Origin of the sequence: Mesorhizobium sp. B2-2-4, from assembly GCF_006442375.1 — a bacterium.
In the GTDB taxonomy this organism is placed as follows: Bacteria; Pseudomonadota; Alphaproteobacteria; order Rhizobiales; family Rhizobiaceae; genus Mesorhizobium.
Genome location: NZ_VFWB01000003.1, coordinates 103,106 through 128,804 on the forward strand (window position 1 = coordinate 103,106; position 25,699 = coordinate 128,804).

Sequence of the window (25,699 nt, forward strand, 5' to 3'; positions counted from 1 at the left end):
GTCAGACGCGTTCGATGATGGTTGCGGTGCCCATGCCGGCGCCGATGCACAGCGTCACCAGCGCGGTGTTCAAATCGCGGCGCTCGAGCTCGTCCAGCACGGTGCCGAAGATCATCGCGCCGGTGGCGCCCAGCGGATGGCCCATGGCGATGGCGCCGCCATTGACGTTGATCCTGTCGTGCTCGATATCGAAGGCCTGCATGTAGCGCAGCACCACGGAGGCGAAGGCCTCGTTGAGCTCGAACAGATCGATGTCCGACAGCTTCATCTTGGCGCGCTTCAACAGCTTCTCGGTGACGTCAACGGGGCCGGTCAACATCAGCACCGGCTCGGAGCCGATGTTGGCGAAGGCGCGGATGCGCGCGCGCGGTTTCAGGCCCATGGCCTTGCCGGCCTTCTTCGAACCGAGCAGCACGGCGGCCGCGCCATCGACGATGCCCGACGAATTGCCGGCATGGTGGACGTGATTGACCTCCTCCACTTCCGGATGCTTCTGCACCGCGACGGCGTCGAAGCCGCCCATTTCGCCGGGCATGACGAAGGAGGGATTGAGCGAGGCCAGCGACTGCATGTCGGTCGATGGGCGCATATGCTCGTCATGGTCGAGGATGGTGAGACCATTCTGGTCCTTGATCGGGATCACCGAATTCCTGAAGCGGCCATCGGCCCAGGATTTTGCCGCGCGCTTCTGGCTCTCGACGGCGTAGGCGTCGACATCATCCCGGCTGAAGCCGTATTTTGTGGCGATCAGGTCGGCCGAAATACCTTGCGGCACGAACCAGCCGGGCAGGCCGACCGAAGGGTCCATGAACCAGGCGCCACCCGAGGCGCCCATGCCGACGCGCGACATCGATTCGACACCGCCGGCAATGACGATCTCATCGGCGCCCTGGGCTATCTTGGCGGCGCCGAAATTGATGGCGTCGAGGCCGGAGGCGCAGAAGCGCGAGATCTGCATGCCGGGCGCCGAGGTCGCGTAGCCGGCCTCGAAGGCCGCGGCGCGCGGAATGACCGACCCCGCCTCGCCGACCGGGTCGACACAACCGAAGATGATGTCGTCGACAGTTGCAGTGTCGAGCCCGTTGCGGTCGCGCAGCGCCTCCAGCGTCCTGGCGGCGAGCCGCACTGCCGGCACTTCGTGCAGCGAGCCATCCTTCTTGCCCCTGCCGCGCGGCGTGCGAACGGCGTCATAGACGTAAGCTTCGGCCATTTTCCTGCTCCTTGGGTTTGCCGATCGATGCTCAGAGCGAGCGGCCGATCAGCAATTTCATGATCTCGTTGGTGCCGCCATAGATGCGCTGGACGCGGGCGTCGCGGAACATGCGGGCGATCGGATATTCATTCATGTAGCCATAGCCGCCATGCAATTGAAGGCATTCGTCGACGACTTTGCCCTGCAGGTCGGAAAGCCAGTACTTGGCCATCGACGCCGTCACCGGATCGAGACCGCCATCGATGTGGCGCGCCACGCAATCATTGTAGAAGACGCGGCCGATCGTGGCCTCGGTCTTCAGTTCGGCCAGCTTGAACTGGGTGTTCTGGAAATCGATGACCGCCTTGCCGAACGCCTTGCGCTCCTTGACGTATTCGATGGTCAGCGCCAGCGCGCGCTCGACCATGGCAATCGCGCCGGTGCCGATCTGCAAACGCTCCTGCGGCAATTGCTGCATGAGCTGGATGAAGCCTTGTCCCTCCTCGTGGCCGAGCAGGTTGGAGGTCGGCACACGCGCATCGTTGAAGAACAGCTCCGATGTGTCATTGGCTTTCAGGCCGATCTTGTCGAGGTTGCGGCCGCGCTCGAAGCCATCGACCTCGTCGGTCTCGACGACGATCAGCGAAGTGCCCTTGGCACCCTTGTCCGGATCGGTCTTGGTGACGACGATGATGAAATTGGCAAGCTGGCCATTGGTGATGAAGGTCTTGGAGCCATTGATCTTGTATTGGTTGCCGTCCCTCTCGGCCCGCGTCTTGACGCCTTGCAGGTCGGAGCCGGCGCCGGGCTCCGTCATGGCGATGGCGCCGATCAGTTCGCCGGTGGCGAGCTTCGGCAGCCATTTCTTCTTTTGCTCCTCCGAGCCGTAGTGGAGGATGTAGGGGGCGACGATGGAATTGTGCAGGCCGATGCCGAAGCCATCGACGCCGACATGGCCGATGGCTTCGATGATGGCGCTCTCATGGGCGAAGGTGCCGCCCGATCCGCCATATTCCTCCGGCATGGAGGCGCAGAGCAGGCCGGCGGCACCGGCCTTCAGCCAGCTCTCGCGGTCGACCATTTCGTTCTTCTCAAACTCGTCGTAACGCGGCGCGATCTCTTCGGACATGAAGCGGTGCGCCATGTCGTAGAGCATGCCGACCTCGTCCGCCGCCCAGGCGGGCTTCGGCAGGCCAAGGATTTCGGCTGGGTTGGTCATGCGATGATCTTCCTCCCAAGGTCTGCCATCGAAATTGAGATCCGCGCACTGTCGCGGCGCCCCCTCCCGGCCCCTCTGGACCGCCCTCCCCTCAAAGGGAGAGGGATTATTTCTAGAACGCTTCCGCCGGCAGTGCCATCAACGTATCGGCGCCACTGGAGATGCGGGCGAGACGCGTCGCGGTTTCCGGCATGATCCGCTCCATGAAGAAGCGCGCCGTCACCAGCTTGTTGTCGTAGAAGGACGACGCGCCGTTGGCGCCCGGCTTGCCTTGGGCGGCCCTGGCCATCCGCGCCCACATATAGCCGAGCGCCACGAGGCCGAAGAGATGCATGTAGTCGGTCGAGGCGGCGCCGGCATTGTCGGGCTTGGCCATGCCGTTCTGCAGCAGCCACATGGTCGCCGTCTGAAGATCGTTGAGGCTCTTCTTCAATGCCTTGGTAAAGGGGGCCATCTTCTCGTCGGCGCGGTTCTCTTCACAGAACTCGCCGACTTCCTTGAAGAACGCCTGCACCGCGCGGCCGCCGTTCAGACCCAGCTTGCGGCCGACGAGATCGAGCGCCTGGATGCCGTTGGCGCCTTCATAGATCATGGCGATGCGGGCATCGCGCACGAACTGGCTCATGCCGTGCTCTTCGATGTAGCCATGGCCGCCGAACACCTGCTGCGCCATCACGGCGTGATCGAAGCCCTTGTCGGTGAGCACGCCCTTCACCACCGGCGTCATCAGCCCGGTGTAGTCGTCGGCCGCCTGGCGGTCCCTGTCGTCTGCGGAGCGATGGGCGATGTCCGACTTGATCGCCGTCCACAGCGCCAGCGCGCGGCCGGCCTCGTTGAAGGCTCTCATGGTCATCAGGCTGCGGCGGATGTCGGGATGGACGATGATCGGGTCGGCCTTCTTGTCCGGCGCCTTCGGTCCCGACAGCGAGCGGCCCTGCAAGCGGTCCTTGGCGTAAGCGACGGCATTCTGGTAGGCAATCTCCGACAGTGACAGCCCCTGCAGGCCGACGCCGAGCCGCGCCTCGTTCATCATCGTGAACATCGCCTTGAGGCCGCCATTGGCCTCGCCCAGCAGCGTGCCTTGCGCCTCGTCATAGTTCATGACGCAGGTCGAATTGCCGTGGATGCCCATCTTCTCCTCGATCGAACCGCAGGAGACGGTGTTCCTCTCATCGGGATTGCCAGAAGCATCGAGCTTGAGCTTCGGCACGATGAACAGCGAGATGCCCTTCACCCCTTCGGGCGCCCCCTCGATGCGGGCCAGCACCAGGTGGACGATGTTGTCCGCCATGTCGTGCTCGCCGGCCGAGATGAATATCTTCTGGCCCGAGATCTTGTAAGTGCCGTCGCCATTCGGCACGGCCTTGGTGCGCAGCAGGCCCAGATCGGTACCGCAATGCGGCTCGGTCAGGTTCATGGTGCCGGTCCAGGCGCCCTCGACCATCTTCGGCAGCCATTTGGCTTTCTGCTCGTCGGTGCCATGGGTGATGATCGCCGCGATCGCGCCCTGCGTCAGGCCCGGATACATCATCAGCGACATATTGGCCGACACCATATACTCGGCCACGGCGGTATGCACGGCATAGGGCAGGCCCTGGCCGCCGAACTCGACGGGCGCCGCCAGCCCCATCCAGCCGCCCTCGCGATACTGATCGAAGGCTTCCTTGAAGCCCCTCGGCGTCGTCACCGAGCCATCGTCATGGCGCACACAGCCTTCCATGTCGCCGACACGGTTGAGCGGATGCATTACGTTTTCCGCGAGCTTGGCGCCCTCGGCGAGGATCGCCTCCAGCACGTCGGGCGTTGCATCAGAAAAGCCGGGGAGATTGGAATAGCGCTGGTAGCCCAGCACCTCGTTGAGCACGAACAGCGTATCCTGCACCGGCGCCCTGTAGATCGGCATGCTCTTCTCCACCCTGCGGACCTGATCCGAAACCCCCGAATTCATGTCAGGCGGCATGCGGACCCGTGTTCAGCGGGAGATAACAAAAATTGACGTTTGCGTAAACGTCAATTCAGCCGATGCGACAAAATTTCTCCTGCACCGCAGCAAACCGCACGCGATGCAGTACATGTGTTGGAACCCTTAATGACAAAAGCCGCGTGGCGCTCGCCACACGGCTTTTTTCGATCATGGATGTTGCGCCGCAAGGCGGCGGCCCAAATCAGCCGGCGACGCTCGCCTGCGGCGCCGAGCGCTCGACCAGCATCTGCCGGACGGTAGCCATGGAGGTGCTCAACTCGCTGATGGCGTCATCGATGAGCGTGCGCTGCTTCTGGAGGCGGGCAAGCTGCTTCTCCGACTTGTCCAATGCCAGCCGCAACTGCTTGGTGTTGGAGCCGGTGGGATCATAGAGATCCATCATCTGCTTGACGTCGCGCAACGAGAACCCGACCTTGCGGCCGAGCAGGATCAGTTTCAGCCGAACCCTGTCGCGGCGCGTGTAGAGGCGGGTTGAACCGTCGCGCTGCGGGTTGAGCAGGCCCTTGTCTTCGTAGAAACGCAGCGTGCGCAGCGTCACGCCATATTTCTTGGCCATTTCGCCGATGCGGACGAGGTCCTCGCCCGAGTCGACGGATATAGTGTTGGTATTGGCCGCGGTCTCGCCGGCCGAGATAAGCTTCATGGTCACTGGCTTTCCCCGTCTGTGGCGTCGCGGTCCTGGACCAAGCGATGCCTGACTGAAAGCGGGGGCGTGCTTCCAGCCGTGGTTTCGACAAACAAATCGCAAACAGCACGCTTGATGCGCCTTTTACGTTTACGTCAATTCTATACCGATAGCCCTCTCATGACGCAAGGGCGTTGTGCGGGCGGCGCTTTATGCCGCAGCGGCCGGTTCACCGCGAACTTCGTCGCAACTTCTTAAGCTTGGTTAACGCGTTGTTAGCGTTGCTGAAAAAATAGAAAAGCCGGATCAACGGCTTACAGGCTGCGCGTTACGGCGCGTTACGACCATCGCTATAGGAGATAAAAATGAGCGCAATTGCCGTCATCGGATCACGCACATTTAGGGATAGTAGGCTCTTGGCTTCGACGCTGGAGGCCGCGCAGCCAACGAAGGTAATCAGCGGCGGCGCAAAGGGCGCCGACTCCCTGGCCGAGACATGAGCTAGGCGAAGCGATGTGGAGACGCAAATCTTCCTGCCCGATCACAAGCAATACCGCCATCCGTACCACCATCGCCAGCGTTATGGTGCGTTACGGGTGCGTTTTTGGAGGATGAAATGACGTCGATCGATGGATATATAATCGCCAATCGCCAATGGTCGCCTGACTCAATTTTGAGGATGGGAAAGCATACCTTTGGCATGACCGCAGGAGAGGCATGGCGCCGTCATGTTGGCGGCATCATATCGGAGAGTGGCGACTTCTCAGTGTATGTTCAGCGATGGTCCGACAAGGGCTTTGGTCCGCACAAGGTGACCCTTACCTTGGCCGCCTAGCTACGGCCCGGAACTGGCTAGAGAATGTATGGAGAATAAAGATGGCTAACGGAAATCGCGATTATTTTACCGGCAGGTACATGCATGGACCCGTACACACGCCACGCAAAAGCGACAGGGAAGTCATCGACGCCCTTGTGGCTGCGCTGGATGAATTGGCTGACTTAATGGATGGCACTGTTTCTGGCGATTATGTTCCAGACAGTTTTACCACCCAGCCAGCTCGCGCCGCGCTTGCGCTGGCGCGCAAAGGAGGGTGAGTGGGATGGACGATCTGGCCTACCTTCAGCGCAATGCCTTTGAATTTATCCTGAACGTCAATCCTGGCGCTTGCTGCTTCACAACTCCGCGCGAAGAAACAATCTATCGTGACGAGACCGAGGAGTCGGTCGCTGAAGATTGGATATCGTTTGAGCAGCGAGATGAGGCATACCGAACCGGTCGCTTTTTATCCGCGCAGGTCTATCCGTGCGGGAGTGTGTCATTTTATCGCTTCTACGGTACCTCGGCCGAGGACGTAATTTCTGCCTGCGCTAAGGTCTGTAGAGATGAGCAAGAGAGATGGCGCAACAACGGCAGTGAGCCGTTTTCACCCAAGCCGGAGCCAAGCCCATGACCCTAGAATCCCTAGCCCGCACAATCGCCAAAGCGCGCCACGGCACAGATGCCATGTGGGCCAATTACATGGGCGCGGCTGAGTCGGCTAGGCGGGAAATCGTTGAGGTGTGCGCTAAGATCGCGATACGAAACGCGCCAGCAACGCAGGACTGGGCTGACGCGCCACTGCAGGCTCAAGCGCAGCGCACAGCGGCGGCTATCCGCGCACTTCTCTCGCCACAGCCAACCGACGAAAACGACGACATACCCGTATTTCTAGAGCGCCCCTAATCCTCCACGATCCCCTTCACCGACGCGTGCCGCAGCTTAGCCTCGCCCCGCAGGTGCTTTACACGCGCCCGCACGCCGGGCTTCAGCCACTCGACGCCCGACACCGCAGGAACGCCTACGGGCGCCTTCCTGCCCGCCTGGACGCGCTTCCATAGCCGCTCGCGGATATCCTTCGGCAGAGTGATGAACGCCGATCCTGCATACTTGCCGCCCCGCCCCATCAGGGCCATTGCAGGCTTGCCTGGCTCGCGCTTGACGCCCAGCAAGTCCATTTCGGAAAACTCATAGCATTTGATTTTCAGCCAAGCGTCAGACTCGCCGCTTCGGTATGCGGCACCTCGGCGCTTGGATACCATGCCCTCAAGGCCCAACTTCTCGACGCCGCGAAAGAACTCAGCGCCTCCGCCTTCGACATGTTGGCTGAACTGGATGACCCCATCTGCCGGCTTCACCAAGTCCCACAGCATAGCTCGCCGCTCTACGACGGGCAGCGGACGTAAGTCCTGGCCGTTGAGATGCAGCAGGTCGAACGCCACGAACGCCAGTCGTTCGGCGTTCCATGTCATTGCCGACCGCAGCGCGTGAAAGTCCGGCGAGCCACTGGCGGTCGGCGCTATTACCTCTCCATCAATTATGGCAGACCGCGCGCCAAGAGACTCCGCGGCAGCCACTATCGGCCAGTAGCGCTTGGTCCAATCAACCCCGGTCTTGGTGTAGGCTCGAGCGCCATCCCAATCGATGATGACCTGCGTGCGGTAGCCATCGTATTTGATTTCGTGGATCCAATCGTCGCTGACTGGCGGTTCCTCCACCAACCGCGGCAATTGCGGCGGGATGAACCTCAAGCGGTCTTGGCTGGTAACACGACGCATGCACTGACTCCAACGACCGACTCAAGCTTCAATGTCGGGATTCGGTTCCGGAACATTTTAGACGAAATGAATGTTTGAAGGGTTATGACACCGCCGACCATGACCCATGAAGAATGTAGCAACGCACTGCGCCTGATCAGGATGGCGATCGAGGAGACATGCCCACCCGGCGTACTGCCAAGCGAAGAGATGGTGAACGCTATTTACGGCCCGGCACCAATCAACCATGCCGAAGCCCTAGCCAAGGCAATCATTGCCACGGTGGAAAAGCTCACCGCCAGCTAGGCATATGTTCCTATATGCGCTATGTGGCAGCATGGAACTCACCGAGATAGTCACCGACAAATTCTACTGGGAAATCCGTTTCGAGGATATCCCGCAGCACGTTGCGCTTGGTATCCGTTGCGGATGTTGCCGGCATGAGGCGCCGACCGATCGCGAGCGCCTGCGCAAACGGTCAGGCGAGGCTTACGTGCGATTCTCTACCAAGTTCACCAGATGCACCAACTGCGGGAACCGCCACCACAATAGAGTGTATGTGGTCGGCGAACTGCAACGCCCAAACAGCCAGCAGTAATACAAAATTAACTACTATAGCACGAATGCAACACACCCAGAAATGTTCGGTGAAAATTGCACTGGTCCGACCAAAAGCAGCTTGCGTAGCACAAGCAAATATAACAGTGTGCAGGCGGGCTTAGTAACCCGGATCGTGAATAGGCGCAGATTGCGCCGAAATCGTGCGACCGCTTGGCGGCGACGCACGCACCTGGCTTCGGCCGGGGGCGGCGCGCGTATGTCCAGGCGCAAGCTAAAGGCGAGCCGGTGCGTCTTCACGGCGTATTACTAACCCCCGGCTTGGCCTGAGGAACCCAGCCCGAGAAAAGCATTGAGGTGCGGATTGGCGCTTGTGTGTGTTGGCGCCCAAAGGCAACAACAAACAACAGGGTTTGGGCAATGATCACGGTAAAAGTTCCACGAATAAACATAGGACAGTGCATAAGAATAAGCGACAATGAGGCTGGCATAGTGATTGAGGCGGCCGCTATCCTCAACGGCTCCGACATTTATAAGGTGATTCGCGCATTCGATGATGAAGGCGAAACCGCTTACGTTGTAGACGCAGAGGTACTAACGCCTGGTGGTCCGCTATGTGCGGAGTGTCCACTATGGTTCGGCGGGCGGTGCGGGCTGTAGCCTGTTCTGCCTAGCGGCCCGCCAGCCGCTTGCTAGACGCGCCACGGCGCGCTATAGGCCATGCATTAGAAGAGGGATAAATGCATGGCCGTTACCGACGTCAAGAAACTGCGCCCGGAACTGCTAGAGATAAGCGATGCTGAGTTCGAGCGCCGCGCTGTGGAGTTCGAGATGGCTAGGCAGGAACGCCAGCGAATTGCCGATATCAAAGCCAAGGAAGAGCTTGCCGCGGAGGCAGCCCGCCAGGTCGAAGCCGTGCTTGCCGGCGTGAAGTGGCTGCATGATCAGGGGTTGCTGCCCGATCGCGTTACGGCGGGCTTTAGCCGCGGCGATATCTTTTCGCCAGGGTCCATACTGAAAGCGCCAACGGCTGAAAGCTTGGCTGGCGGGCCGCGTAAGGCATCTGCTAGCGGTGAGAAGAAGTTCCGTAGGCGGAAGGATCCGGTGACGGGTGAATATGTACCGTCCAAGGCTGCGCAGAAGGCTGGTGTGGCCTGAATCAAAAAAAGCCCGCCTTCTTGCGAGGGCGGGCTCATATTAGATTCGGATTAGTCCAGATACTCGTCCCAATTGATGCTATACCAAGCGCGCCACTTTTCTATCCATTCAGACCACAGAATGTCAGTAGCCTTATATGTCGGAAATGCGCCGCGCGGACTGGTGCCGTAATCGACATAGTTGTGGCCAGCCAGGATGTGTAAAAAGAACTGCACAAATAATCCATGCTTACCATTCTGCAAATCGAACGTCGTACGATCACGGACCGCTTCAAGCGTCTTGATAGCCGGTGCGTCTATCTCTGAATCGTAAGCGCCAACGATTCCATCGAAGGCATCCCACGGGTCGAAATAGCGCGGCGAATACGTTGAAGGATCACAGACGCCAATTTCAACCTTGCTCGGCGGCAGCGGCAAATCCAAAAGCGCGCGCAGTCTCTTTGCTGCGGCCTCATCTATCTGTTGAGGCGTCATCACCAGCCACCCACCATCTGCTGTGCAATCTTTCGCGCTTGTCGCTCCAACTCCTCCACGGTAGCGGCCGAAATCGTAGCATCAGCAACCACAGCGGCCTGCACAGCGTCGCTCTCAACTCCGAACGGCCCTTTGTGCCCAGGACGCTCCAGGCGCCACACGGTGCCTCCCTGTGCCTTGAACCACGGCGCCTCGTAAACCAGTGACTCGACCACGATTGGCGCTTGCGGTTTGCGCTGCCGCACCAATGCTATTTCCATCCCAAGCGTCCACTCAACGCCAAGCGTTGCGCCCATGAAGTGGCCGAACTTCTCCATGAAGTACCGCGGCGCAACGCCACCTGGCATGCGGTCGCACGGCGTATCCTTAAGATCGCCATAAATCATTTCCCAAGCGTCGTCCGCATCGAAGCCGGCCGCAATAAGCCATTCGCGCGATGCCTCTTTGCCGGACGCGAAAGGATGCACGGAGACGAAGCCAAACTCCTTGTGCAGGAGAGCAGCGACTGTCGACTTGCCGACATTCCGCTTGCCTGTCAGCCCAATGAGTGGCGGCCGTCCGATACGCGGCACGCGGTTGTCGTTGGCGGGTAGGTCATGACCGCCCCATGGGTCGTAGGCGAGAGCGGCGGTCATTTCAGGTTCTCCGACAGGTATCCGGCCAGCATCCAAATCGGAAGGCCGATCGCGATGACTGCTGCGACTAACGCATTAACGGTGCCACTGTACAAACCAGTTGCAGCTATCGCACAGCCACTCGCCAAGGTGTACAGAACGCATAGAGCAATCCAAGCCTTCACCATATCACACCTCCTCCTTAACCTTGCGCCTTGGTGCGCCTTCTCTTGTCGGACGATCGCGCACCGGACCTTCTGGTGCGTCCACCTTAAATTTGGGATCCACCGCAATGCGCCGGAAGATTGCCAGCGGGTCGCTGACTAGCGGCCGGAAGCGGCGGGCGTTAAACGGGGGGTCGTCGTGTCCGTAGGTCGGACACTGACCGCGTTCTATGCCCTCTAGGCGAACGCCGATGAACTCGCCGTCGACGTAGCTTGTGTATGGGCCAACCCATCGCAGCACGTAGGTTTGGCCCTCGGTGATACCGAGCGGGATTGTGGTGCGCGGCGGCTGGGTTGCGTCGACGCAGACGACTTCTTGGCCGGGATAGAAGGTGTTCATGCCAGATCCCTCACCATCGCGGCGATGGCAGCAGCGGCAAACCCGCACGCAGCCATGCCAAAACCGTCACCGATAGACACTTTCAGTGCACCTGCGACGCCACAACAGATAGTCGCGGCAAACCACAGGTTCCAACCGTTGGTTAGATACCGCATCACGCCGCCACCCCCATGTTTTGGAGCCTTTCGTAAGTCCCTAGAAACGCCGCCTCTGCCTCTTGATGCGACCAGAAGCGCAACTCGATGCCCAAAGGGTTATTATGCTTGGCGTGCCAATCCATCGGCCGCATGTTGACTAGCTCGTCGGAAATGATGCGGTTATCCGCCTCGTGGACTAGCGCCGGCATTTCCTCGGCCAGGCCGAACCGTTTTGCAATCACCTTCCACAGCGCGGCCTCATGCAGGCGGTATTCGTGCATGCTGCGCTTTACGGGGCGCGGCATGTCGACCAAGTACGCTTCCGTAGCGTCGTGCAACAGCCCGGCTAGCGCGTCCGCTGCCGAGCCGTGCCACCAGATCCAGTTGGCGATGAGCACGGAATGCTCGGCCACGCTGTAGAAGCGATTGCAGTGGCCGGCGTACCGGCATTGCAAAGACAGGCTGTGTGCGATATCCTCGATATGCACTTCGTCGGGGCGCGCATCCAACGGATGGAAATGGCGGGCCGTGTAAGTCTGCATGGTGTCGCCGCGCCTTGTTGCTTCGGCAACCGAGCGCGTGTTGTTGTTGGCCAGATAGCCATAGCGTTCGACAACCGGGTCAATATCCCCAAACGTCTCCTGCGACAGCGTGTCGTGCTCGACGTAGCGGCGCGCGATGGAGTCGTAATTCTTGGGAATAACGTCGCGAGGTGCAAAGGTAATTCTACCTACTTCCATCACGCCGCACTCCTCTGCTGTTCGTTGTCGTTGGCTGCTCTAACACGGACCACCGGCTTGGCTGCCCGCCACTTGCCGTTCTGGAGAGTAATCAAGGTGCGCTTGCCGTTCTGGTACTGGATGATGTGCGACACCGCCCACGAGCTTGGCCCTTTATTGTAGCCGTGCCGAAGGTTCATCGCGCCTGCACAATAAACGCCATCCATGATTTCTGGCGAGTGCTTGTCGCCGATGCTCATCTTCCGGCCGATGCGCGCAAATCCAGAGATTGTACCCTTGGAACCATTGGCACCACGGAAGCCGTGATTGCCGCACTCAACGCCATCAATTACGTAGCTGTCGCCATCATGCACCCACTCAACGCCAGATAGGGCGTCAGTCGACAACATGCGCGCCGCTGCCTCAAGCAGACTGTATGACGGAACCGGTGCGCCACTTTCCAATGCGACGGCTTGCGTTTCGCGGGCGGCAAGATACGCGTCGTCAAGCATCAGACCATATCGGGCGTTGATGCCATCATTGCGGTATCTGCCTTCGCGGACGTATCGCTCGAGGCCTAGGTCGTGATTGCTTTCCACGACGACCGGCGTAACCCCAGGTCGGCGCAACCTCGTCAGGAAGCGAGTAACACCACGCACCTCATCCATAACGCTGGTGCGCCCACGAACTGCCATCTCAAAGAAATGAGCGTTGTCGTTGGCGTGGTGATGGCTGCGCGTTTCGTTGTCGAAGATGTCATGCGCCAGGACGACATCTGGCCTAAGCGTATCAATCACGTTGTCACGATATGTGGACGTCGTGTCGGTGCCAAATCCGAAGGTGGCAAGTGCGTTCCTGTGGTCTAACTTGCGCTCGTGGATATCGCCACAGACAACAGCCCGCACCTTGTGGCCCGTCGTTACCTGGCCACCTGAGACGAACACGTCAAGGTCATAAAACGAGCCGTCATCCGAGGCACTAATTTGGCGCGGGAAGATGTCGCCAGCCGCATCGAACTCGACCAGAGTCGCACCGATGATGTGGTGAAAAATGGACTTAATACCAGCCTTGCGCGGGATGACTTTCGGATTGGTGACTGCGCCAGTCGTCATCACCTGATGCGCCTGGATTGCAGGATCGGTCGACGGCACGCTCTTCAACTGAAGCTTGGCGTGCGGAAACACCGCCCACCGGCCACGGCTGTACGTAACAAGATCCGATATCGGGCGCGCCGCCGTAGGCAGCGTGTTCATCTCGCCTGCAAAGATGAAGTTGTCACCGATCGCCATTTGGCCGAAAGCGATGAAATCGGAAATCAGAGGGTCGTACTGGCGAGATGTCGGCGCGTTTTCGTTGAACCATGACGTTTCGTAGGTCCATGGGCCAACCACAATCTCTGCGCCAATGAAGGTCGCGAAGGCCCGAAGGTTCGTCCAAAACTCCTCGTGGACCGGCGCATCGTTCTGCGCGCCCGTGAACAGGTACTTCCTATTGCGGCAGTCCTCAACTGGTTCGACACGCAGAGTGTCAGAAACCCACGTCTTTGGTGCGCGCTCAGACTCGACATATACTTCGGCGGCTCGGTCATACCGCAAGCCGGTTTGCGCCTCGACGTGAACCGCTTCCGGATTGGTGATCGGATAGCGCGTGCCAGTCATCATCTGGACCAGCCATTCGCGCATTGCTTCCGCTCGAGCTGATGCATGTTCGCTGGCCGACTTTTTCGGCACCGCTGACTTTGTGACCTGCGGAACACCGTCGACCAACCCCCGTTCCGCAGCCTGCCGCACATGCCGCTGTACCGTTTCGCGGCTTACGCCCAAGACTTTGGCGGTATGCGCCTGGTTCTTTCCGTTGGCGAGGTACGCGGCATGCGTGGCAAGCAGCGCTTCGTCAGGCGTGCGGGGAGTCAATGGGCAACATCCTCAATTACGGTGCCGTGCGGCACAACCCAATATTTTGCCGCGACGCGGCCACTTGGATAGCGATGACGCTCAAGCATCATGTCTCGCGCAACGCTTTCGGCCACGCTCTTGCTGCATGAGCGATCGGAACTGCCGCGAACCGTCATCGCTAGAGGCGCCCCATACTCAACCTCATAGGCGACATTGTAACGATTGATGCCAAGCCAGTCCTTAAGCCACTCGACCATCTCTCACCCTCCAACGTTCAATTGCGGCTGTTCCGCATGCTTCGCTTCATCGCCAGAAACGGGCGGCGCGCCGTCATAAGCAACGCCACCACCCTCGCCCACCGTAGCGCTAGCGCCACCTTCGCCATCCATGGCGGCTTGCAACGCATTGGCCTGCGCGGTGCTGTACGGCAGGCGGTAGTACACCGCAGGCCCGCCTTCCGGCTTAAGCAGCGCATAGATCGCAACATCCACTTGAATGTCGGCGCCAAGCACCGTGTAGTGGCCAGCAGGCGGCGCAGTAAGGCGCGGCGTACCGGTTGGCACATACATCGCTAGCGCGGCGGCTGCGGCCAATACTGGCAGTACGTAAGGCTTTCGGTAGGCGAACCATGCGTAGGCGGCGAGTGCCAGCATGAGGACTAGCCAGGTTGCGGGGATGGTCATGGGTTGGCCTCGATGGCGTCGGCTATACGTTCTGCTGCATAGATTGCCGCCTTACCGGTGAGGTAAGGCTCACCCTTGGCCGTCTTGATTACTGTCTCTATCGTAAATCTAGACCGAGCAATATCCGCGCAACGCTTGCGTTCAGCGAGGATGGCTTGGGAAACTCTTTCAAAGTATTCGTACTCCGGTGCCGCAAGCGCACGAACTGCTGCGGCTCCCACGTCCTTCGGTATCTCGCTCACCCCAAATCCTCCACTTCGCCCATCCACCACAAACCAAAGGCGCTAAAGCCGCACGCCGCGATAAGGAACGCTAAGAAAGCCAAGCCTGCCCATGCGAATTGGGTCATTTGCTGGCACTCCTCAGTGGCACGTAAACTTGATTTTCAGACCCCGATACCACCGCACCGCCAGCCAATCGAAACTGCACAACGGTGCGCTCCTGTTTGAGGCGGATGTCGAGATTGGTCTCAACCAACTTCACCGTACCCATACGTGCTACAACGTGAACCGGCACGGATGCATCTGGCACGGAATAGCCGTGCAGATTGATAACCCATAAACCGTCAGGCAGACTGCTTGCGAATTGGCACTCAACGTGCGGTATGTTCTCCGTGCCGAGGTCATCCAGCAGCAGGTCGGCCACGCCGCCATTCTTATTCGAGTAGCCTGTCGCCTTCTCTTGACCGGCAGGCCGAAACCAGAGGTCGATATCGTCGTGGCCCAGCCAGGATGCGCACACCATCATTTGGCCTGGCGGCTTGGCGCTGTCGGCTTCCTTTGCTGGTGGATTTATTTGCGCAAGGACAAGCACTACCAGAGCGGTAAGCCCCAACAGCATGTTCATGAGCAGGTCGCGCACGAGGATGGGGGTCATTTGTCAAACATCCAAGCCATAAGCGCCAGCGTCACAAGCATACTGAAACCACCGCCGAACATAGCCGATGCGCGATCAGGATCTGTTCCGATTGCCGCATGATAGATGGTGCTGCCAATTAGGGAGGCTGCGCCCCACGATATGATTTGCTTGATGCTCATTTCCCGACAACCCATCCGTTGACGCTAATCCACAGTGCCGCAACCGCACCAACAAGCGTCGAACAGAACGCCACGCCCATTCCTGCAAGCAGACTAGCCGCAACCTTCTGGACGCCTTCGGCACTGCCGAGCGAGCCGGTGTCGATGTGCTGTAGCGCGATGATGAAGCCCACAACGTTGCCGATAAGGCCAAGCGTCACAAGCCACACCTCTGCGCGTTCGATATGGCTTGTCTTACCAAGGAAGATTGCGGCGATGCTTGCCGAAAAAAGCGCAGTTATGATGTAGCTAATGCGGCTGATGTCGTGGCTGTAGACAAAGCCAACATACCCCAGCCACCAAGCCCAAACTACAAGACAGGCACCGGCAAAGTTGATGATGAAAAGGCGCTTGCTAAGGGTCATGTCTTGATATCCCAAATGGCGCGATTTGCGGTGAATAGGACGGTGATCAGAAGGACCGACCAAAAGTCGACTGACAGCGCCTCCGACACCAGCCAGGCACCAACAGCGTCGATACCAGCAAAGAGAATGATTCCAACTTCACGCGACAGCCACTTTGGCATCACGCACCCCTTCCCAGCAGCGAACAGACCACACTACTCGGCACCGCAAACCCCATGCCGCCCTGCGCCGTCTGGCCTTGCTGGCCGTGTGGATCGAATGCCCCGACCGTGATGCCGATCACGTCGCCGCCAGCGTCGTAAATGCCGCCGCCGCTCATCCCGGAAATCACCGTCATGTCGGTGACGAAACCAGACTTCCAATTCGGCAGGAATGGGCGCGGCGAACCCGACACATAGCCGTGCATCGAAATGAACTGGACGCCAGCCGGATTGCCTTCTGCCACCAACTGCTCGCCGACAACCACATCGCGGCAGGCGAGCGGCGCGGAAGTGAAGCGCCGCGCGTTCTTCGGCCGCACGGCGGCGATGTCATAGTCCTTGTTGAGCCAAAGGACTTCGCCTTCCTGCACATCACCCTGGTCACTGATGAGGCGCACGGTCGGCAGTCCGCCATCGGCTGGACGGGTGGCATCTGCAACCACATGCGCCGCCGTGATGATCACGCCATTGCCGATGTAGACGCCCGAGCCGAGGCTCATCGCGAGTTCGATGCGCACCGCGCTTCCGGCAGTTTGCGTTGCGGCATCCGACTTGATGGCGTCAGCAATCGAACCCGTGTGGAAAGTGCCATCCACCGCGCATGCGCTTAGCATGCTACCGGCGAGCAAAAGGGCTGCTGCAATGCGTCTGCGCATGTGGGTATCTCCCGGTTGTGGTGTAGGTGGCTGCTAACTGCAATTCTGCAACTGTGATTCCCAATCTACCGCTTTACCGATATAATGTCAATATCTAAAGCGGTACAAACGAAAAAAGCCCCGTCCAGCCGAAGCCGAACGGGGCGAAAATGGTAGGTGATGAAATTAGGTGCGAGTGCGAGGCTTGGTTTCGAATGAGCGGTCAAGCCGCTCGCTCAAACCATCGAGCCTGTGGCCGATGCCTTCAATGGCCTTCATGATCTGCGCGGTCTGCTCCTGCATTCCGGCCTTGGTGACGTACGTTTCGGCAACGTGCAATTTATGCGCGGCCAAGTCGTCGCGCACCTTGCCAATCATGCCGCCCCACCGCCAGTAGATGCCACCGGCCGCACCAAGGATGGCGAGAATAAAATACACTGTGTCCGCGGTAATGGTCACTTGCTTGCCGCTCCGCGGATAGCCGCATCGCGGTCGTGGTAATAATCGCGGAGCGCCTTCTGGCGGCTGCCGCATTCAATCAAAGCCTTGCGGTCGGAAATCCAAAGCCGCTCGACGTCGCGCTGCGTCAGTTGCCCCTTCGGCAGGCGAACAGGACCAAGGCACAACACCAGGAGCGAACGGTCCGGCTCCGACAGCGTAGGCGGCGGCAGTACCTTAATGGATTGCGTCGATACGCAACCCGCTGCCGACAGACAGGCAAACGCGATCACGATCAGGGTCAGCGTTCGCTTCATCTGAGAGTTCCTTGATTTTCTGTTCTAGCGCAGCGTTGTCGGCCGCGAGTTGGTCAAGGCGCTTGGCCTCGATCGCCTTTGCCTGCGCGTTGGCTTGTGCCTGGCGGCTAATTTCGGCATTGGTTGCGGCTTGGATGGCGACTTCGCGTTGCTCGTATTTGGCGGACCACACCGCAGTGCTGTGCGCGCTGCCCAAGTGATAGGTGTAGCCGAAGGCGGCCACGACCACCAAGGCGGCAAGCCCATACAGGATGAGCGAGGCATAGCCGCCCGTTAGTGCGTTGAGTAGCTTCATGCGGCACCTGGTAGACCGGAGACGCAAAGCTCGGCCTCGCCTATGCGCTGTGCGTCGCCCATCTCTCGGCGTTTCACCAAACCTTCAACGATCTGGCCGCCTGCCTTATTAAAGGCGGTGAGCGCCAAGCAGGCACCGTGGTAGTCACCGGATCGAGCGAGGCGAGCGGCGGAAGACTTGCAAACGCCGGGGTGGCGCGGGGTGCCCTCTACGCCAAAATTGTAAGCCCCTGAAATCAGCGTCGCTTGGAGGCTGATAGGCATCTTATCGAAATCTGCGATGCACCGGGTCAGCGGCTTGTAGTAGTCGTTGACGACACGCGTCACCAACATCTTCTGGCACTCAGCCTTGGTCTTTACCATGCCGGCCGTTACGTCCTTAGTCTCGCCGTAGCAGATGTCCCAAATCTTGGCGTACCGATCCCAATGGGATTTGAGCACAAGGCCCTCCCACGGCATGATCAAGCTATTGACGGCAATCGCCACGGCGGGTGGCGTACTTGCCGGAAGCATGAAGCCTCCAACGGCAACGGCGCCGGCTACAACAGCCGCGATAGCCGCCTTGGCCCGCCTTGTCGGCAGGATCCTATTTATCGGCATTACTGCCTCCGTTTATTTTCGGCTGAGGGATGAAGCGGCCGATGAGTCCAGCGATGCCGAACACCGTGCCGAGGACGGCGAACCAGCCGCGCGAAATGGGCAACAGCCCATCGAACAGCGTCCAGAAATTGGCTATGACGTCGAGTGCCCCGAAGAAGAGCGAAACAGCCACGAAATGGACGCTGTAAGCATGGCAAAGCACGCGCCGCCATTCAGGAATGAGGCGCATTGAAAGTCCTTTAGGATTTATTAGTGGTTAGCCGCCCGCCAGCGCTTGAGTTCCACCAAGCAATGGTTCGGCTCGACCCATTCCATCAGGCGGCAGAACAGGCAGTCGGGATTGCTGGCAGCAATGCGGGCGCAGAAGGTCTGTTTTGGATTGCCGCCCGTGAGGCTGTTGAGCAGGCGGGAGAGGCGGAGCCACAGAGTGGCCCGCTCTGTGCGGGTCATGGCTAACCTTTCCACCCAAGGCATGGGCAGACTGTTCGGTTCTGAATTTTAGCTATGGTCTCGGCCGGGAGCCGAAATCAGGCGAATGGGTCCGGGTAACGGAGTTCGTCAGCGGGCGGACGAACTGGTTTCGGGCTGGGGATTAGGGCAATTGCTGAGGGCGGGGTTTTCGGGTATCAAATGCCCCATGAAGCTTTTGGATAAATTGCTGGATCGGCATGAATGGCATGTAGTTGAGCGCCCTTGGGGGCGTGTCACACTTATTGACGGTACCGAGTCCACTGAGACCTATGTTTGGGGCCGCAAGATCAACGGCGTCTGGAGCTATCGCGATCTGACGAACGACGAATACAATCTCCACATTGCGGAAATTTCGATCTAGAGTTCGGCGCTTGCCGTCCAGTGGCCTTGGACGATGTATGCGGACTTTGCTGCGGCACCGACGACAGTCAGGTTCACGTCGAAACCCTCTTGTGAGACTGTCGTGGCAACGGCCGTGGCACTGCTGTCCTGGTAAGACGAAACGCCATCGTACCACTGCCACCTGCCATTGGTGCCAGTGACGCCGCCCCCGGGCTTATAGAACGTCAAAGTCGGGGCAACACGCATCGTCGTGCTGAAAGGCATGAACCCGACACCAATAGCGGTGGTTGACCAGCCAAAGCCCGGCTTCCAATGAGCGAGCACCCCCTCTGCGGGCGCAGTAGCATAGGGGAAGCTCTTCTGAAAAAAGGCCTTGCACAGGTTGAGTTCGGTCTCCCATGGCCTGCGCTCGAAAGGTGTGCCAACCGCGCCGATCTCCAACTGCACATCGGTCACTGCCCATGGGTCACCTGTGGTTGCCGCCGCCGGATCGTCACACCAGATCAAGACAGCCAAATTCTTGGTGCTGGCGGTGTCGAGTGTGGCCGCCACAGAGAACCTTGTGAAAGCCGCAGCATTGGCAGCGACCGCGACTGGCGCGACGTTATTTTCCAAGGTCCAATTTGCTGCAAACGTCGGGATCGTACCGTCCGCGTTCCATGCTGAGATCGGATTCGTCGGCGCGTCCGCCGTTCCTGTCCAAGCCAGGACAGCCGCCTTATAGCCAGCGAGGTTTGCTCCCTGCGAAGCCTCGAAGGAAAGCGTCACCGTTTTCCCCAATAGCCCAATGAGATTTTTCTGCTCAATGATTTGCAGGAAGCCAAATTTCTTGGCGGCGGTGGCTGTCAGCACTAGCAGCGAATTCAGACCATTGGTGGGAATGACAGACGTCGACTGGCTGACATTGGCAATATTATTCCCGTCCGAAAGCAGCTTCCAGCGATCGAGCGTGTAGTTGCCGCTGTTGTTGAGCGATCCGGCAGAGGTGAACGACGTGCCCCGTTGGGACACCATCATCGCACCGTTGATGAGGACATTGCGGAAGCCAGCAAGCGGCCCCGTGTTCAGGGATTTAAGCCCAAACAGGCCGCCAACACCATCAAAGTTGATCCCGCCAATGAAGGACGGGGTGTTGCCTTCGGTATAGTAGGCCCAATTGTTTATGCCTGCCGTCAGTTGCTTGACGTAGTGCCCATAGTTGTTGACTACCGTGCCGCCGAGTTTGGTTATATCCCAGATGCTGGAGCCGAACCGGTTAGTGATCGTGCCTGCCGTGATGGCTGGCAGATCGACGTGGCCATACATGTTGGCTAGCGTGCCCGTCGAGCCGTAAGTCGTCCGCCATTGCAACCCGGCGAAGTGGTTATAATCCTGTGTGCCACCCACTGCTACCGTGGCGTCAAACGAGGCAGCAGCAGTCCCCCCAGCAGTCGGAACGTTGTACGTGGAGTCGTCAGAGAACGGATGATACCCACCAGTTCTGTCCGCCGTTACCGCTTGGGCAGCAAGGAACGTGACGCCTGTGGTAGCCGGCGCTCCGGGGCCGGCGTGGACGCCAAGAACTTCAGCACCAGGGGCACTGGTTGAGCCGAGCCGAAGAACGCCGGTATCGGAGAGGTGCGAGGTAGATGCCTGCGTCTGCTTGCCGGTGGTGCCGTCGAACCTTGCCAGGGCGTTATCCGCAGCAGCGTCCGGACCCGCGATAAATGCGTCCGTATCTACGGTTTCCCAATCTGTTTCGCCATCGGCGTCACTTGATTTGCGCAGGAACTGCCCAGTAACCCCTCCCGGTGGCAGGCCGTATCCGCCCACGCCCAGCCCAGGAGCGCCCCGCGGTCCCTGATCACCTTTGAGTTCAAACGGCCCTTCCCACGCCGTGCCGGTCCAGCGATAGAAGACAAGGTCTTCGCCGATCTCGGCATGCAGGAACAAGAAACCTTCATCACCTGTCGTGAGGGTGATCGCATTGCGTTCTGCGATCGTGCCGGAGGCGTTTGGATGGATGCCTGCCAGCGAGAGCGTCACCAGGACGCGTGAGAGCTTGTCGTAGAGGTCGACGACACTGGCAGCGTCGGAACTCTCGCGCACGATGGCATAGTTGTATGTGCCATCGGCGCCGGTCCATTTCACAGCGCCGGTCAGATGCGTGTCGTCAGTCACGACGTCGATCGGCATCGGATTTCCGGGCGCTTCGACATAGAGCGTCCCGCCCTTGACGAGCGAAACAGCCCAACCGGTACCCGAGCCGACAACCGCAGCGCTGCCATTCGTCACGGAGACCGTGCCGGTATCGTATATCGATGTCATGGATTGTCCTTAGGGGGAGGAGCCGCTACATCGTGTTCTGAAACACGTAGTACGTTATGGTGCGGGCGATATTGCGCACGTTGACGATGCTCAGCGACGTGAAGGCATCATTGAGCTTTGCGTAATAATCAAAGAAGTGCGGGGGAAATGAATCGTTCGACTTAAGCATGACATACGGGGGAGCACTGAACCCCGACAACGTTACTGACTGTGAGCCATTCCCAGCGAATATCTTGGTTCCAGACAGCGATGGCCTAAATGTTAGGCTATCCTCTCTCAAAACGATGTCCGCTATGTCCGAACTGGATATGTCTTTCCCTGGTCTGGAAAGTCGGAAGATCGGATTTCCGCCGCTGTAACCTAAGTAAATCCTATCCGTCATGAGTGTAAGCTGTTCTTGAAGACAAAATATGTAAGAGTCAGACTCGGATAGAAGGTTGTAAATGCGGGAATCTCTATCCTATCGGTTTTTGTGACGTACCCGATATAGGTGAACACATCCGTTCCAGTGCCGCCCCATATGCCAGCACCGTTGGAAAATCCCGCCGGAAACAACAAGCCCCTTTGCGTGCTAGGGGAGCTTCCGACGAAGGTCAGTGGATAGAAACCCAAGTCAGGAAACGTAATGGTTATCGCTGCATATTGATAAGCGCCGCCAGATGCAGCGCCGCTAGCGCTTACTTGGCCGCTTTGATGGATCTTCAAGTGGTCGTAGTCGCTGTTCAGGGTCATACGTCCGGCCTCACCGGAGGCGTCTACGCCTGTCGGAGAAGTCCATAGACCTATGCGACCACCTTTAAGCCCGAGATGCACTCTAGACATCAATCACACCGCAAATATGCAATAAGCGAAAGCCCTGTGGCGCGTTCCATCTCCGGCTGCGTCGTAAGTGTAGTTATAGTTGCCGGCTGTGATTGTATTAAATCCAATGCCAACGCGCGGCAAATATGGGATCGATATTTGGCTATTTGTGATTGTCGCAAATTGATACCGCTTGTCATTCGGATCAGTTATCGGATTGTAGCGGACCAGATAAGGACCGAATATTGTCAAGCCGGCAGACAGGTTGCCACCAACATAAGCGCCTGGTGGCAACGCATCGAAAATCAAAACGCTTGGTATATAGTCGAGAGTTGCTGGGAAGTTGATAACATGATTTCCCACTGCACCCCCGACGCCTTCGTATAAACCTTCATAGAAACCTGAGGCGATGATTGCCCCGCCAAACGCCCAATCGCTATCAAATATCTTATTCGCATCGGCAGGCGAGCCTGACGCGTCTACGCCAGGCTTCGTGATAAGCAATCTGTCCCCGTTGAGCAGGATCCGGTCCGTCGTCATTCGCTGAACACCAGTTTTTTACCGGCAAGGTCGAACTTGACCAAGCCATCCGGTGACTTAAGGACGCCAGCAGTAACCGTGCCTAGGTTCGACACGAGAGACTTGAGCACGCCCGATTCGAATGTCAGCGGAGTGCCTGTGCTAGTTCCGTCCGTTACAACGAATTGGTTGGCCTTAATGACGAAACGAGAAAACGGAGCAAGCGGGTTGCCGCCCGTGAAGCCAGCCTCCATGAAGTACCCTGCGTCAGCCCATACATCGCCGGTGGTCGCTCTAACTTGAGCCACCAGCCTTGAAGTGACATCACCGCTTCCGGCCTGAACTATAAGTTGGAACAAGCCATCCGCCGAGATTAGGCCGACAGAAGCCTCCACGGCGGTGGTGGCGGCCGCCAGCGCAACGAGTTCACCGTTTATTTCGGTGATTGATGCCTCAAGCGTCTGCTGCGCTGCTGCGGTAGCATTACGGAACCTTACCGCAACAGAGTTGTCCTCCGCCACCCGCCCTGAGGCGTCGACCGCGGATGCGGCAAGTTGAGCAAGCCTGTCTCTTGTGTCCTGTAGGCCGGCGCTAAGAGACATGTAGAAGTTGCGCATGTCTTCTTGGATCTGCGCCAAACCGACAGAGATATCAGCAATAACCGCTTGCGGCGTCGTTACCGTGTCCCAATCCGTGTAGAACGTCGTGCGGAACGGATTGGTTAAAATCCGGTAGCGATATTCATATTCGGTCCCCGCCAGAACGCCATCCGACACGGTAAGGACTTGCAGCGGGATGTCTGCGTGATTGACGATGCTGTCCGTTTGGCCGAGCGGTCTATACTCGACCTCAACGGCTGCGACCGTCACGTCATCAAACGCGTCCCATGTAAACCTAATTGCCGGCTTCCGTTCGGTACTTCCTGCCGCCTGAATCTGAATGCCAGCGGCCAGGAAATTCGCTGCGGTAGAGGCGTAGTCGGGCGCGCCAGGGTCGACAGGAACGACGGGCACGGTAACATATGCCGTGCCGTCAAAAATGGCCTCGCTGACCTCCTGTAACGTCAGATAGACGTTACGGCAGGCTTTCTCCCCAAATGGGCCAAGGCGCTTTTCCGCGATTTGGAAAGTGCGCGTTCCGTAGTCCGCAGAATCCCACTCAACCCATCTGCCAACCTGCGCATCGGCAAGGAATTTCGGATGGATGCAGATTTCCGCGTTGCCCTGGTAGCGGCTGGCCTTGAACGCGATATCGGCCAAACGATCGGCCACGTCGGATCTGTTCACCGCGTCGTACGGTATCGAGACGGCCAGACGCTCTCCGTCCTCGGCCAGTGCGGCCGCGTCGATGCGAACCGCGAATGGCGTCTGTTCATAAAAGTTGTCTGGCTCGAAGTACGTGCCGGCAAGCGTGTTGATCAGTTCGGATTTGGTGCGCTTAACCGAGAACCGAAACGGCTCATCGACCATGATATCATCGTCGGTGAACGTCAGCACGGTAGACTGTGCCGCACCGACTATCGGGTACTCTCCGGTGGCGTCTTCAACCCACGTCGACGCGCAAGCCTCAAGCAAAGGCTGCATGTTCTGGTCGTGCGTGATGCCCGATCCGGCAGCAGCAATAATGCCAGCGGAGTAGCGAGCGCCATCCCCGACAAACTCATCGCAGATGTTGGCAGCAATGGTCCACTGCGCCAGTGGCAGGCGGGACGCAGGAACGCCTTTGCCGACCATCATCTCGGTGCCGTTGAAGATGCCACGCTCGAGCGCATAGGCCATCAGAACAGGGTTTTCTGAGAACTCCCATGTTGTCTGATCTGCCCAGCGATGCGAGCCAGACCCACCCACAGTGCTATCGAGGCGCCAGTCATAAAGCGGAGCCGCCTCAATCTCGAAAAAGGCTTCCCATGGCTGCTGAAGTTTTTCGCGGTCAAGGAATGAAGTAACGATGGCATAGGCGATGCCCGCGCCGCGGTGGTCTGTCGTCCAGCGGCCTGTCGGGTTTGCCTTGGAGATCAGACCGGCATCCGCCGTCTGCGTCATTGTCCCGGTGTAGAGCTTGACCCAAACCTCGGCGTCAATGCTCTCGATGCGGAAGCCCTTCGTGGCGTCCTCTGTGCCGCCAAGCGTCTTCCATTCGCCCTTGTAGCGAACGCGCGTTACCCCAGTGATTTGGAAGTTCGACAGGATGTAGACATCCTGCACAGAGCGATTGCCGGAACCGTAGGAGTTACGATAGACTAGATGGCCGGCAGTGCCGACCTTGCCAAACGCAACGGAACGCGCAAGATCCTCACCGTAGGTCGTGTCAAGCTGTGAAGTCTGCGCTTGCGCCTTTGGCTGCGGAATGAGGCTGCCGATAAGGTACTTGGCGGCAAGGCCAAGGCCAAACCGCGCAAGACCGGCAAGAATGGTCGAACCGCCCAGCCAGGACGCAACGCCACCGAGCCCGACCGCCCCAAGGACGGTCGAGAATAGCGGGACTAGAAAACCCATAAGCTAGCCCACCTTGAATGCTGACTTAATCTCTGTTTGTGGGACGAAGGAAAGGCCGCGCTCTCCCTTCACGGCAAAGCCGCGGTCGCAGACAAAGCCGCACGACAAAGCGCCGTCGCGCTCCACAACGCCGACATCGCCGCGCTGCGCCCTAAGCGTTGCAACGGGCGGGAATAAGCTCGCCAGCGCCTGCTCTACGTCGGTAAAGCCGCGCTTGCGCAGTATCCGTGCGGCGCCTATCTCTGTTTTGTATGTGCCGCGGATGTCTTCGGCCGGATCAAAGCCGGTTGTGGCGATAACCGCATCCATGACGGTAAGCAGACAATCGGAAACGCCCCACTCGCCAGGCGTTCTGCTGTGCTGGTTGACCACGCGCGCAAGGCGGCGATCCCAGTCGGGCAACCGGGTTAAGGTAAGCATAGCTATGTCCTTGGTAGTGCCGCC

Annotated in this window: 36 protein-coding genes; 7 read left to right on the forward strand and 29 right to left on the reverse strand. The window is 58.9% G+C overall.

Annotated features, from left to right (window positions below):
* Window position 1: 1 nt before the first annotated feature.
* The 4 genes from FJ959_RS08675 to FJ959_RS08690 form a co-directional block, all read right to left on the reverse strand.
* Window positions 2-1,210: an acetyl-CoA C-acetyltransferase gene (locus FJ959_RS08675; RefSeq protein WP_140523939.1), complete on the reverse strand. Its 1,209-nt coding sequence runs from the start codon at window positions 1,208-1,210 to the stop codon at window positions 2-4.
* Between the two features lie 31 nt (window positions 1,211-1,241).
* Window positions 1,242-2,411 (reverse strand): acyl-CoA dehydrogenase family protein, encoded by a 1,170-nt coding sequence (locus FJ959_RS08680; protein WP_140496673.1) that lies wholly within the window; start codon window positions 2,409-2,411, stop codon window positions 1,242-1,244.
* Between the two features lie 112 nt (window positions 2,412-2,523).
* Entirely contained in the window at window positions 2,524-4,314 is a 1,791-nt protein-coding gene (locus FJ959_RS08685; protein ID WP_140629554.1) for an acyl-CoA dehydrogenase, read from the reverse strand.
* Between the two features lie 262 nt (window positions 4,315-4,576).
* Entirely contained in the window at window positions 4,577-5,038 is a 462-nt protein-coding gene (locus tag FJ959_RS08690) for a MerR family DNA-binding transcriptional regulator (RefSeq protein WP_140630160.1), read from the reverse strand.
* A gap of 347 nt (window positions 5,039-5,385) precedes the next feature.
* Between FJ959_RS08690 and FJ959_RS08695 the strand changes: the two genes are divergently transcribed.
* The 4 genes from FJ959_RS08695 (at window position 5,386) to FJ959_RS08710 (ending at window position 6,471) form a co-directional block, all read left to right on the forward strand.
* A complete protein-coding gene (locus FJ959_RS08695; protein WP_140629557.1) occupies window positions 5,386-5,520 on the forward strand; it encodes a DUF2493 domain-containing protein in 135 nt (44 codons plus the stop codon).
* 116 nt (window positions 5,521-5,636) lie between these two features.
* Entirely contained in the window at window positions 5,637-5,855 is a 219-nt protein-coding gene (locus tag FJ959_RS08700) for a hypothetical protein (RefSeq protein ID WP_140629560.1), read from the forward strand.
* A 41-nt stretch (window positions 5,856-5,896) separates the two neighbouring features.
* Window positions 5,897-6,115 (forward strand): hypothetical protein, encoded by a 219-nt coding sequence (locus tag FJ959_RS08705; RefSeq protein WP_140629563.1) that lies wholly within the window; start codon window positions 5,897-5,899, stop codon window positions 6,113-6,115.
* A gap of 5 nt (window positions 6,116-6,120) precedes the next feature.
* Window positions 6,121-6,471, forward strand: coding sequence for a hypothetical protein (locus FJ959_RS08710; protein WP_140629566.1), 351 nt, complete (start codon window positions 6,121-6,123; stop codon window positions 6,469-6,471).
* 268 nt (window positions 6,472-6,739) lie between these two features.
* On the opposite strand, the gene FJ959_RS08715 is transcribed toward FJ959_RS08710, so the two are convergent.
* A complete protein-coding gene (locus tag FJ959_RS08715; protein WP_140629569.1) occupies window positions 6,740-7,615 on the reverse strand; it encodes an RNA ligase family protein in 876 nt (291 codons plus the stop codon).
* Between the two features lie 99 nt (window positions 7,616-7,714).
* Here FJ959_RS08715 and FJ959_RS08720 point away from each other — a divergent pair, with 99 nt between their 5' ends.
* Complete coding sequence (locus tag FJ959_RS08720) at window positions 7,715-7,900, forward strand: hypothetical protein (protein WP_181181023.1); 186 nt, start codon at window positions 7,715-7,717, stop codon at window positions 7,898-7,900.
* Window positions 7,901-8,896: 996 nt separating this feature from the next.
* The gene (locus FJ959_RS08725) at window positions 8,897-9,310 is read left to right on the forward strand and encodes a hypothetical protein (protein ID WP_140629574.1); all 414 of its coding nucleotides are present in this window, start codon (window positions 8,897-8,899) and stop codon (window positions 9,308-9,310) included.
* A gap of 50 nt (window positions 9,311-9,360) precedes the next feature.
* Here the strand turns inward: FJ959_RS08725 and FJ959_RS08730 are convergent, their stop codons facing one another.
* The 19 genes from FJ959_RS08730 to FJ959_RS08810 form a co-directional block, all read right to left on the reverse strand.
* On the reverse strand, window positions 9,361-9,783 hold the full coding sequence (locus FJ959_RS08730) for a hypothetical protein (RefSeq protein ID WP_140629577.1): 423 nt from the start codon (window positions 9,781-9,783) through the stop codon (window positions 9,361-9,363).
* Window positions 9,783-10,418 (reverse strand): hypothetical protein, encoded by a 636-nt coding sequence (locus FJ959_RS08735; protein WP_140629580.1) that lies wholly within the window; start codon window positions 10,416-10,418, stop codon window positions 9,783-9,785. The genes FJ959_RS08730 and FJ959_RS08735 overlap by 1 nt, the downstream gene beginning before the upstream one ends.
* Before the next feature lie 168 nt (window positions 10,419-10,586).
* Window positions 10,587-10,961: a hypothetical protein gene (locus FJ959_RS31610; RefSeq protein WP_181181024.1), complete on the reverse strand. Its 375-nt coding sequence runs from the start codon at window positions 10,959-10,961 to the stop codon at window positions 10,587-10,589.
* 154 nt (window positions 10,962-11,115) lie between these two features.
* The gene (locus FJ959_RS08745; protein ID WP_246680793.1) at window positions 11,116-11,838 is read right to left on the reverse strand and encodes a hypothetical protein; all 723 of its coding nucleotides are present in this window, start codon (window positions 11,836-11,838) and stop codon (window positions 11,116-11,118) included.
* A complete protein-coding gene (locus tag FJ959_RS08750) occupies window positions 11,838-13,730 on the reverse strand; it encodes a helix-turn-helix domain-containing protein (RefSeq protein WP_140629582.1) in 1,893 nt (630 codons plus the stop codon). Before FJ959_RS08750 ends, FJ959_RS08745 begins: the two co-directional genes overlap by 1 nt.
* Window positions 13,727-13,969: a hypothetical protein gene (locus FJ959_RS08755; RefSeq protein WP_140629584.1), complete on the reverse strand. Its 243-nt coding sequence runs from the start codon at window positions 13,967-13,969 to the stop codon at window positions 13,727-13,729. The genes FJ959_RS08750 and FJ959_RS08755 overlap by 4 nt, the downstream gene beginning before the upstream one ends.
* A 3-nt stretch (window positions 13,970-13,972) precedes the next feature.
* Window positions 13,973-14,395: a hypothetical protein gene (locus FJ959_RS08760; RefSeq protein ID WP_140629586.1), complete on the reverse strand. Its 423-nt coding sequence runs from the start codon at window positions 14,393-14,395 to the stop codon at window positions 13,973-13,975.
* Window positions 14,392-14,637, reverse strand: coding sequence for a hypothetical protein (locus tag FJ959_RS08765; RefSeq protein WP_140629589.1), 246 nt, complete (start codon window positions 14,635-14,637; stop codon window positions 14,392-14,394). The genes FJ959_RS08760 and FJ959_RS08765 overlap by 4 nt, the downstream gene beginning before the upstream one ends.
* Before the next feature lie 103 nt (window positions 14,638-14,740).
* Entirely contained in the window at window positions 14,741-15,271 is a 531-nt protein-coding gene (locus tag FJ959_RS08770) for a hypothetical protein (RefSeq protein WP_140629591.1), read from the reverse strand.
* Window positions 15,268-15,432, reverse strand: coding sequence for a hypothetical protein (locus FJ959_RS31615; protein ID WP_181175177.1), 165 nt, complete (start codon window positions 15,430-15,432; stop codon window positions 15,268-15,270). The genes FJ959_RS08770 and FJ959_RS31615 overlap by 4 nt, the downstream gene beginning before the upstream one ends.
* Entirely contained in the window at window positions 15,429-15,836 is a 408-nt protein-coding gene (locus FJ959_RS08775) for a MotA/TolQ/ExbB proton channel family protein (protein ID WP_140629594.1), read from the reverse strand. Before FJ959_RS08775 ends, FJ959_RS31615 begins: the two co-directional genes overlap by 4 nt.
* A complete protein-coding gene (locus FJ959_RS31620) occupies window positions 15,833-15,997 on the reverse strand; it encodes a hypothetical protein (protein ID WP_181175178.1) in 165 nt (54 codons plus the stop codon). Before FJ959_RS31620 ends, FJ959_RS08775 begins: the two co-directional genes overlap by 4 nt.
* Window positions 15,997-16,692, reverse strand: a complete 696-nt coding sequence (locus FJ959_RS08780) for a serine protease (RefSeq protein WP_140629596.1) — start codon at window positions 16,690-16,692, stop codon at window positions 15,997-15,999. Before FJ959_RS08780 ends, FJ959_RS31620 begins: the two co-directional genes overlap by 1 nt.
* 165 nt (window positions 16,693-16,857) lie before the next feature.
* Window positions 16,858-17,130 (reverse strand): hypothetical protein, encoded by a 273-nt coding sequence (locus FJ959_RS08785; protein WP_140629598.1) that lies wholly within the window; start codon window positions 17,128-17,130, stop codon window positions 16,858-16,860.
* Window positions 17,127-17,426 (reverse strand): dehydrogenase, encoded by a 300-nt coding sequence (locus FJ959_RS31980; RefSeq protein WP_210239500.1) that lies wholly within the window; start codon window positions 17,424-17,426, stop codon window positions 17,127-17,129. The genes FJ959_RS08785 and FJ959_RS31980 overlap by 4 nt, the downstream gene beginning before the upstream one ends.
* On the reverse strand, window positions 17,347-17,721 hold the full coding sequence (locus FJ959_RS08795) for a hypothetical protein (RefSeq protein ID WP_140629601.1): 375 nt from the start codon (window positions 17,719-17,721) through the stop codon (window positions 17,347-17,349). Before FJ959_RS08795 ends, FJ959_RS31980 begins: the two co-directional genes overlap by 80 nt.
* On the reverse strand, window positions 17,718-18,233 hold the full coding sequence (locus FJ959_RS08800) for a lysozyme (RefSeq protein ID WP_246678936.1): 516 nt from the start codon (window positions 18,231-18,233) through the stop codon (window positions 17,718-17,720). Before FJ959_RS08800 ends, FJ959_RS08795 begins: the two co-directional genes overlap by 4 nt.
* A 73-nt stretch (window positions 18,234-18,306) precedes the next feature.
* Window positions 18,307-18,549, reverse strand: a complete 243-nt coding sequence (locus tag FJ959_RS08805) for a hypothetical protein (RefSeq protein ID WP_140629606.1) — start codon at window positions 18,547-18,549, stop codon at window positions 18,307-18,309.
* 20 nt (window positions 18,550-18,569) lie between these two features.
* Window positions 18,570-18,770: a hypothetical protein gene (locus FJ959_RS08810; RefSeq protein WP_140629608.1), complete on the reverse strand. Its 201-nt coding sequence runs from the start codon at window positions 18,768-18,770 to the stop codon at window positions 18,570-18,572.
* Between the two features lie 85 nt (window positions 18,771-18,855).
* Between FJ959_RS08810 and FJ959_RS08815 the strand changes: the two genes are divergently transcribed.
* The gene (locus FJ959_RS08815; RefSeq protein ID WP_140629611.1) at window positions 18,856-19,152 is read left to right on the forward strand and encodes a hypothetical protein; all 297 of its coding nucleotides are present in this window, start codon (window positions 18,856-18,858) and stop codon (window positions 19,150-19,152) included.
* On the opposite strand, the gene FJ959_RS08820 is transcribed toward FJ959_RS08815, so the two are convergent.
* The 5 genes from FJ959_RS08820 to FJ959_RS08840 all read right to left on the reverse strand — a co-directional run bounded on the left by FJ959_RS08820 (window position 19,149) and on the right by FJ959_RS08840 (window position 25,675).
* Window positions 19,149-21,440 (reverse strand): hypothetical protein, encoded by a 2,292-nt coding sequence (locus FJ959_RS08820; RefSeq protein WP_140629613.1) that lies wholly within the window; start codon window positions 21,438-21,440, stop codon window positions 19,149-19,151. The genes FJ959_RS08815 and FJ959_RS08820 overlap by 4 nt on opposite strands.
* Before the next feature lie 378 nt (window positions 21,441-21,818).
* Window positions 21,819-22,172, reverse strand: coding sequence for a hypothetical protein (locus FJ959_RS08825; RefSeq protein ID WP_140629615.1), 354 nt, complete (start codon window positions 22,170-22,172; stop codon window positions 21,819-21,821).
* Between the two features lie 93 nt (window positions 22,173-22,265).
* The gene (locus tag FJ959_RS08830; protein WP_140629618.1) at window positions 22,266-22,781 is read right to left on the reverse strand and encodes a hypothetical protein; all 516 of its coding nucleotides are present in this window, start codon (window positions 22,779-22,781) and stop codon (window positions 22,266-22,268) included.
* Window positions 22,778-25,255 carry a phage tail protein gene (locus FJ959_RS08835; protein ID WP_140629620.1) on the reverse strand — a complete coding sequence of 826 codons (2,478 nt, stop codon included), beginning with the start codon at window positions 25,253-25,255 and terminating at the stop codon, window positions 22,778-22,780. The genes FJ959_RS08830 and FJ959_RS08835 overlap by 4 nt, the downstream gene beginning before the upstream one ends.
* Window positions 25,256-25,258: 3 nt before the next feature.
* Window positions 25,259-25,675 carry a hypothetical protein gene (locus FJ959_RS08840; protein WP_140629623.1) on the reverse strand — a complete coding sequence of 139 codons (417 nt, stop codon included), beginning with the start codon at window positions 25,673-25,675 and terminating at the stop codon, window positions 25,259-25,261.
* Window positions 25,676-25,699 lie beyond the last annotated feature (24 nt).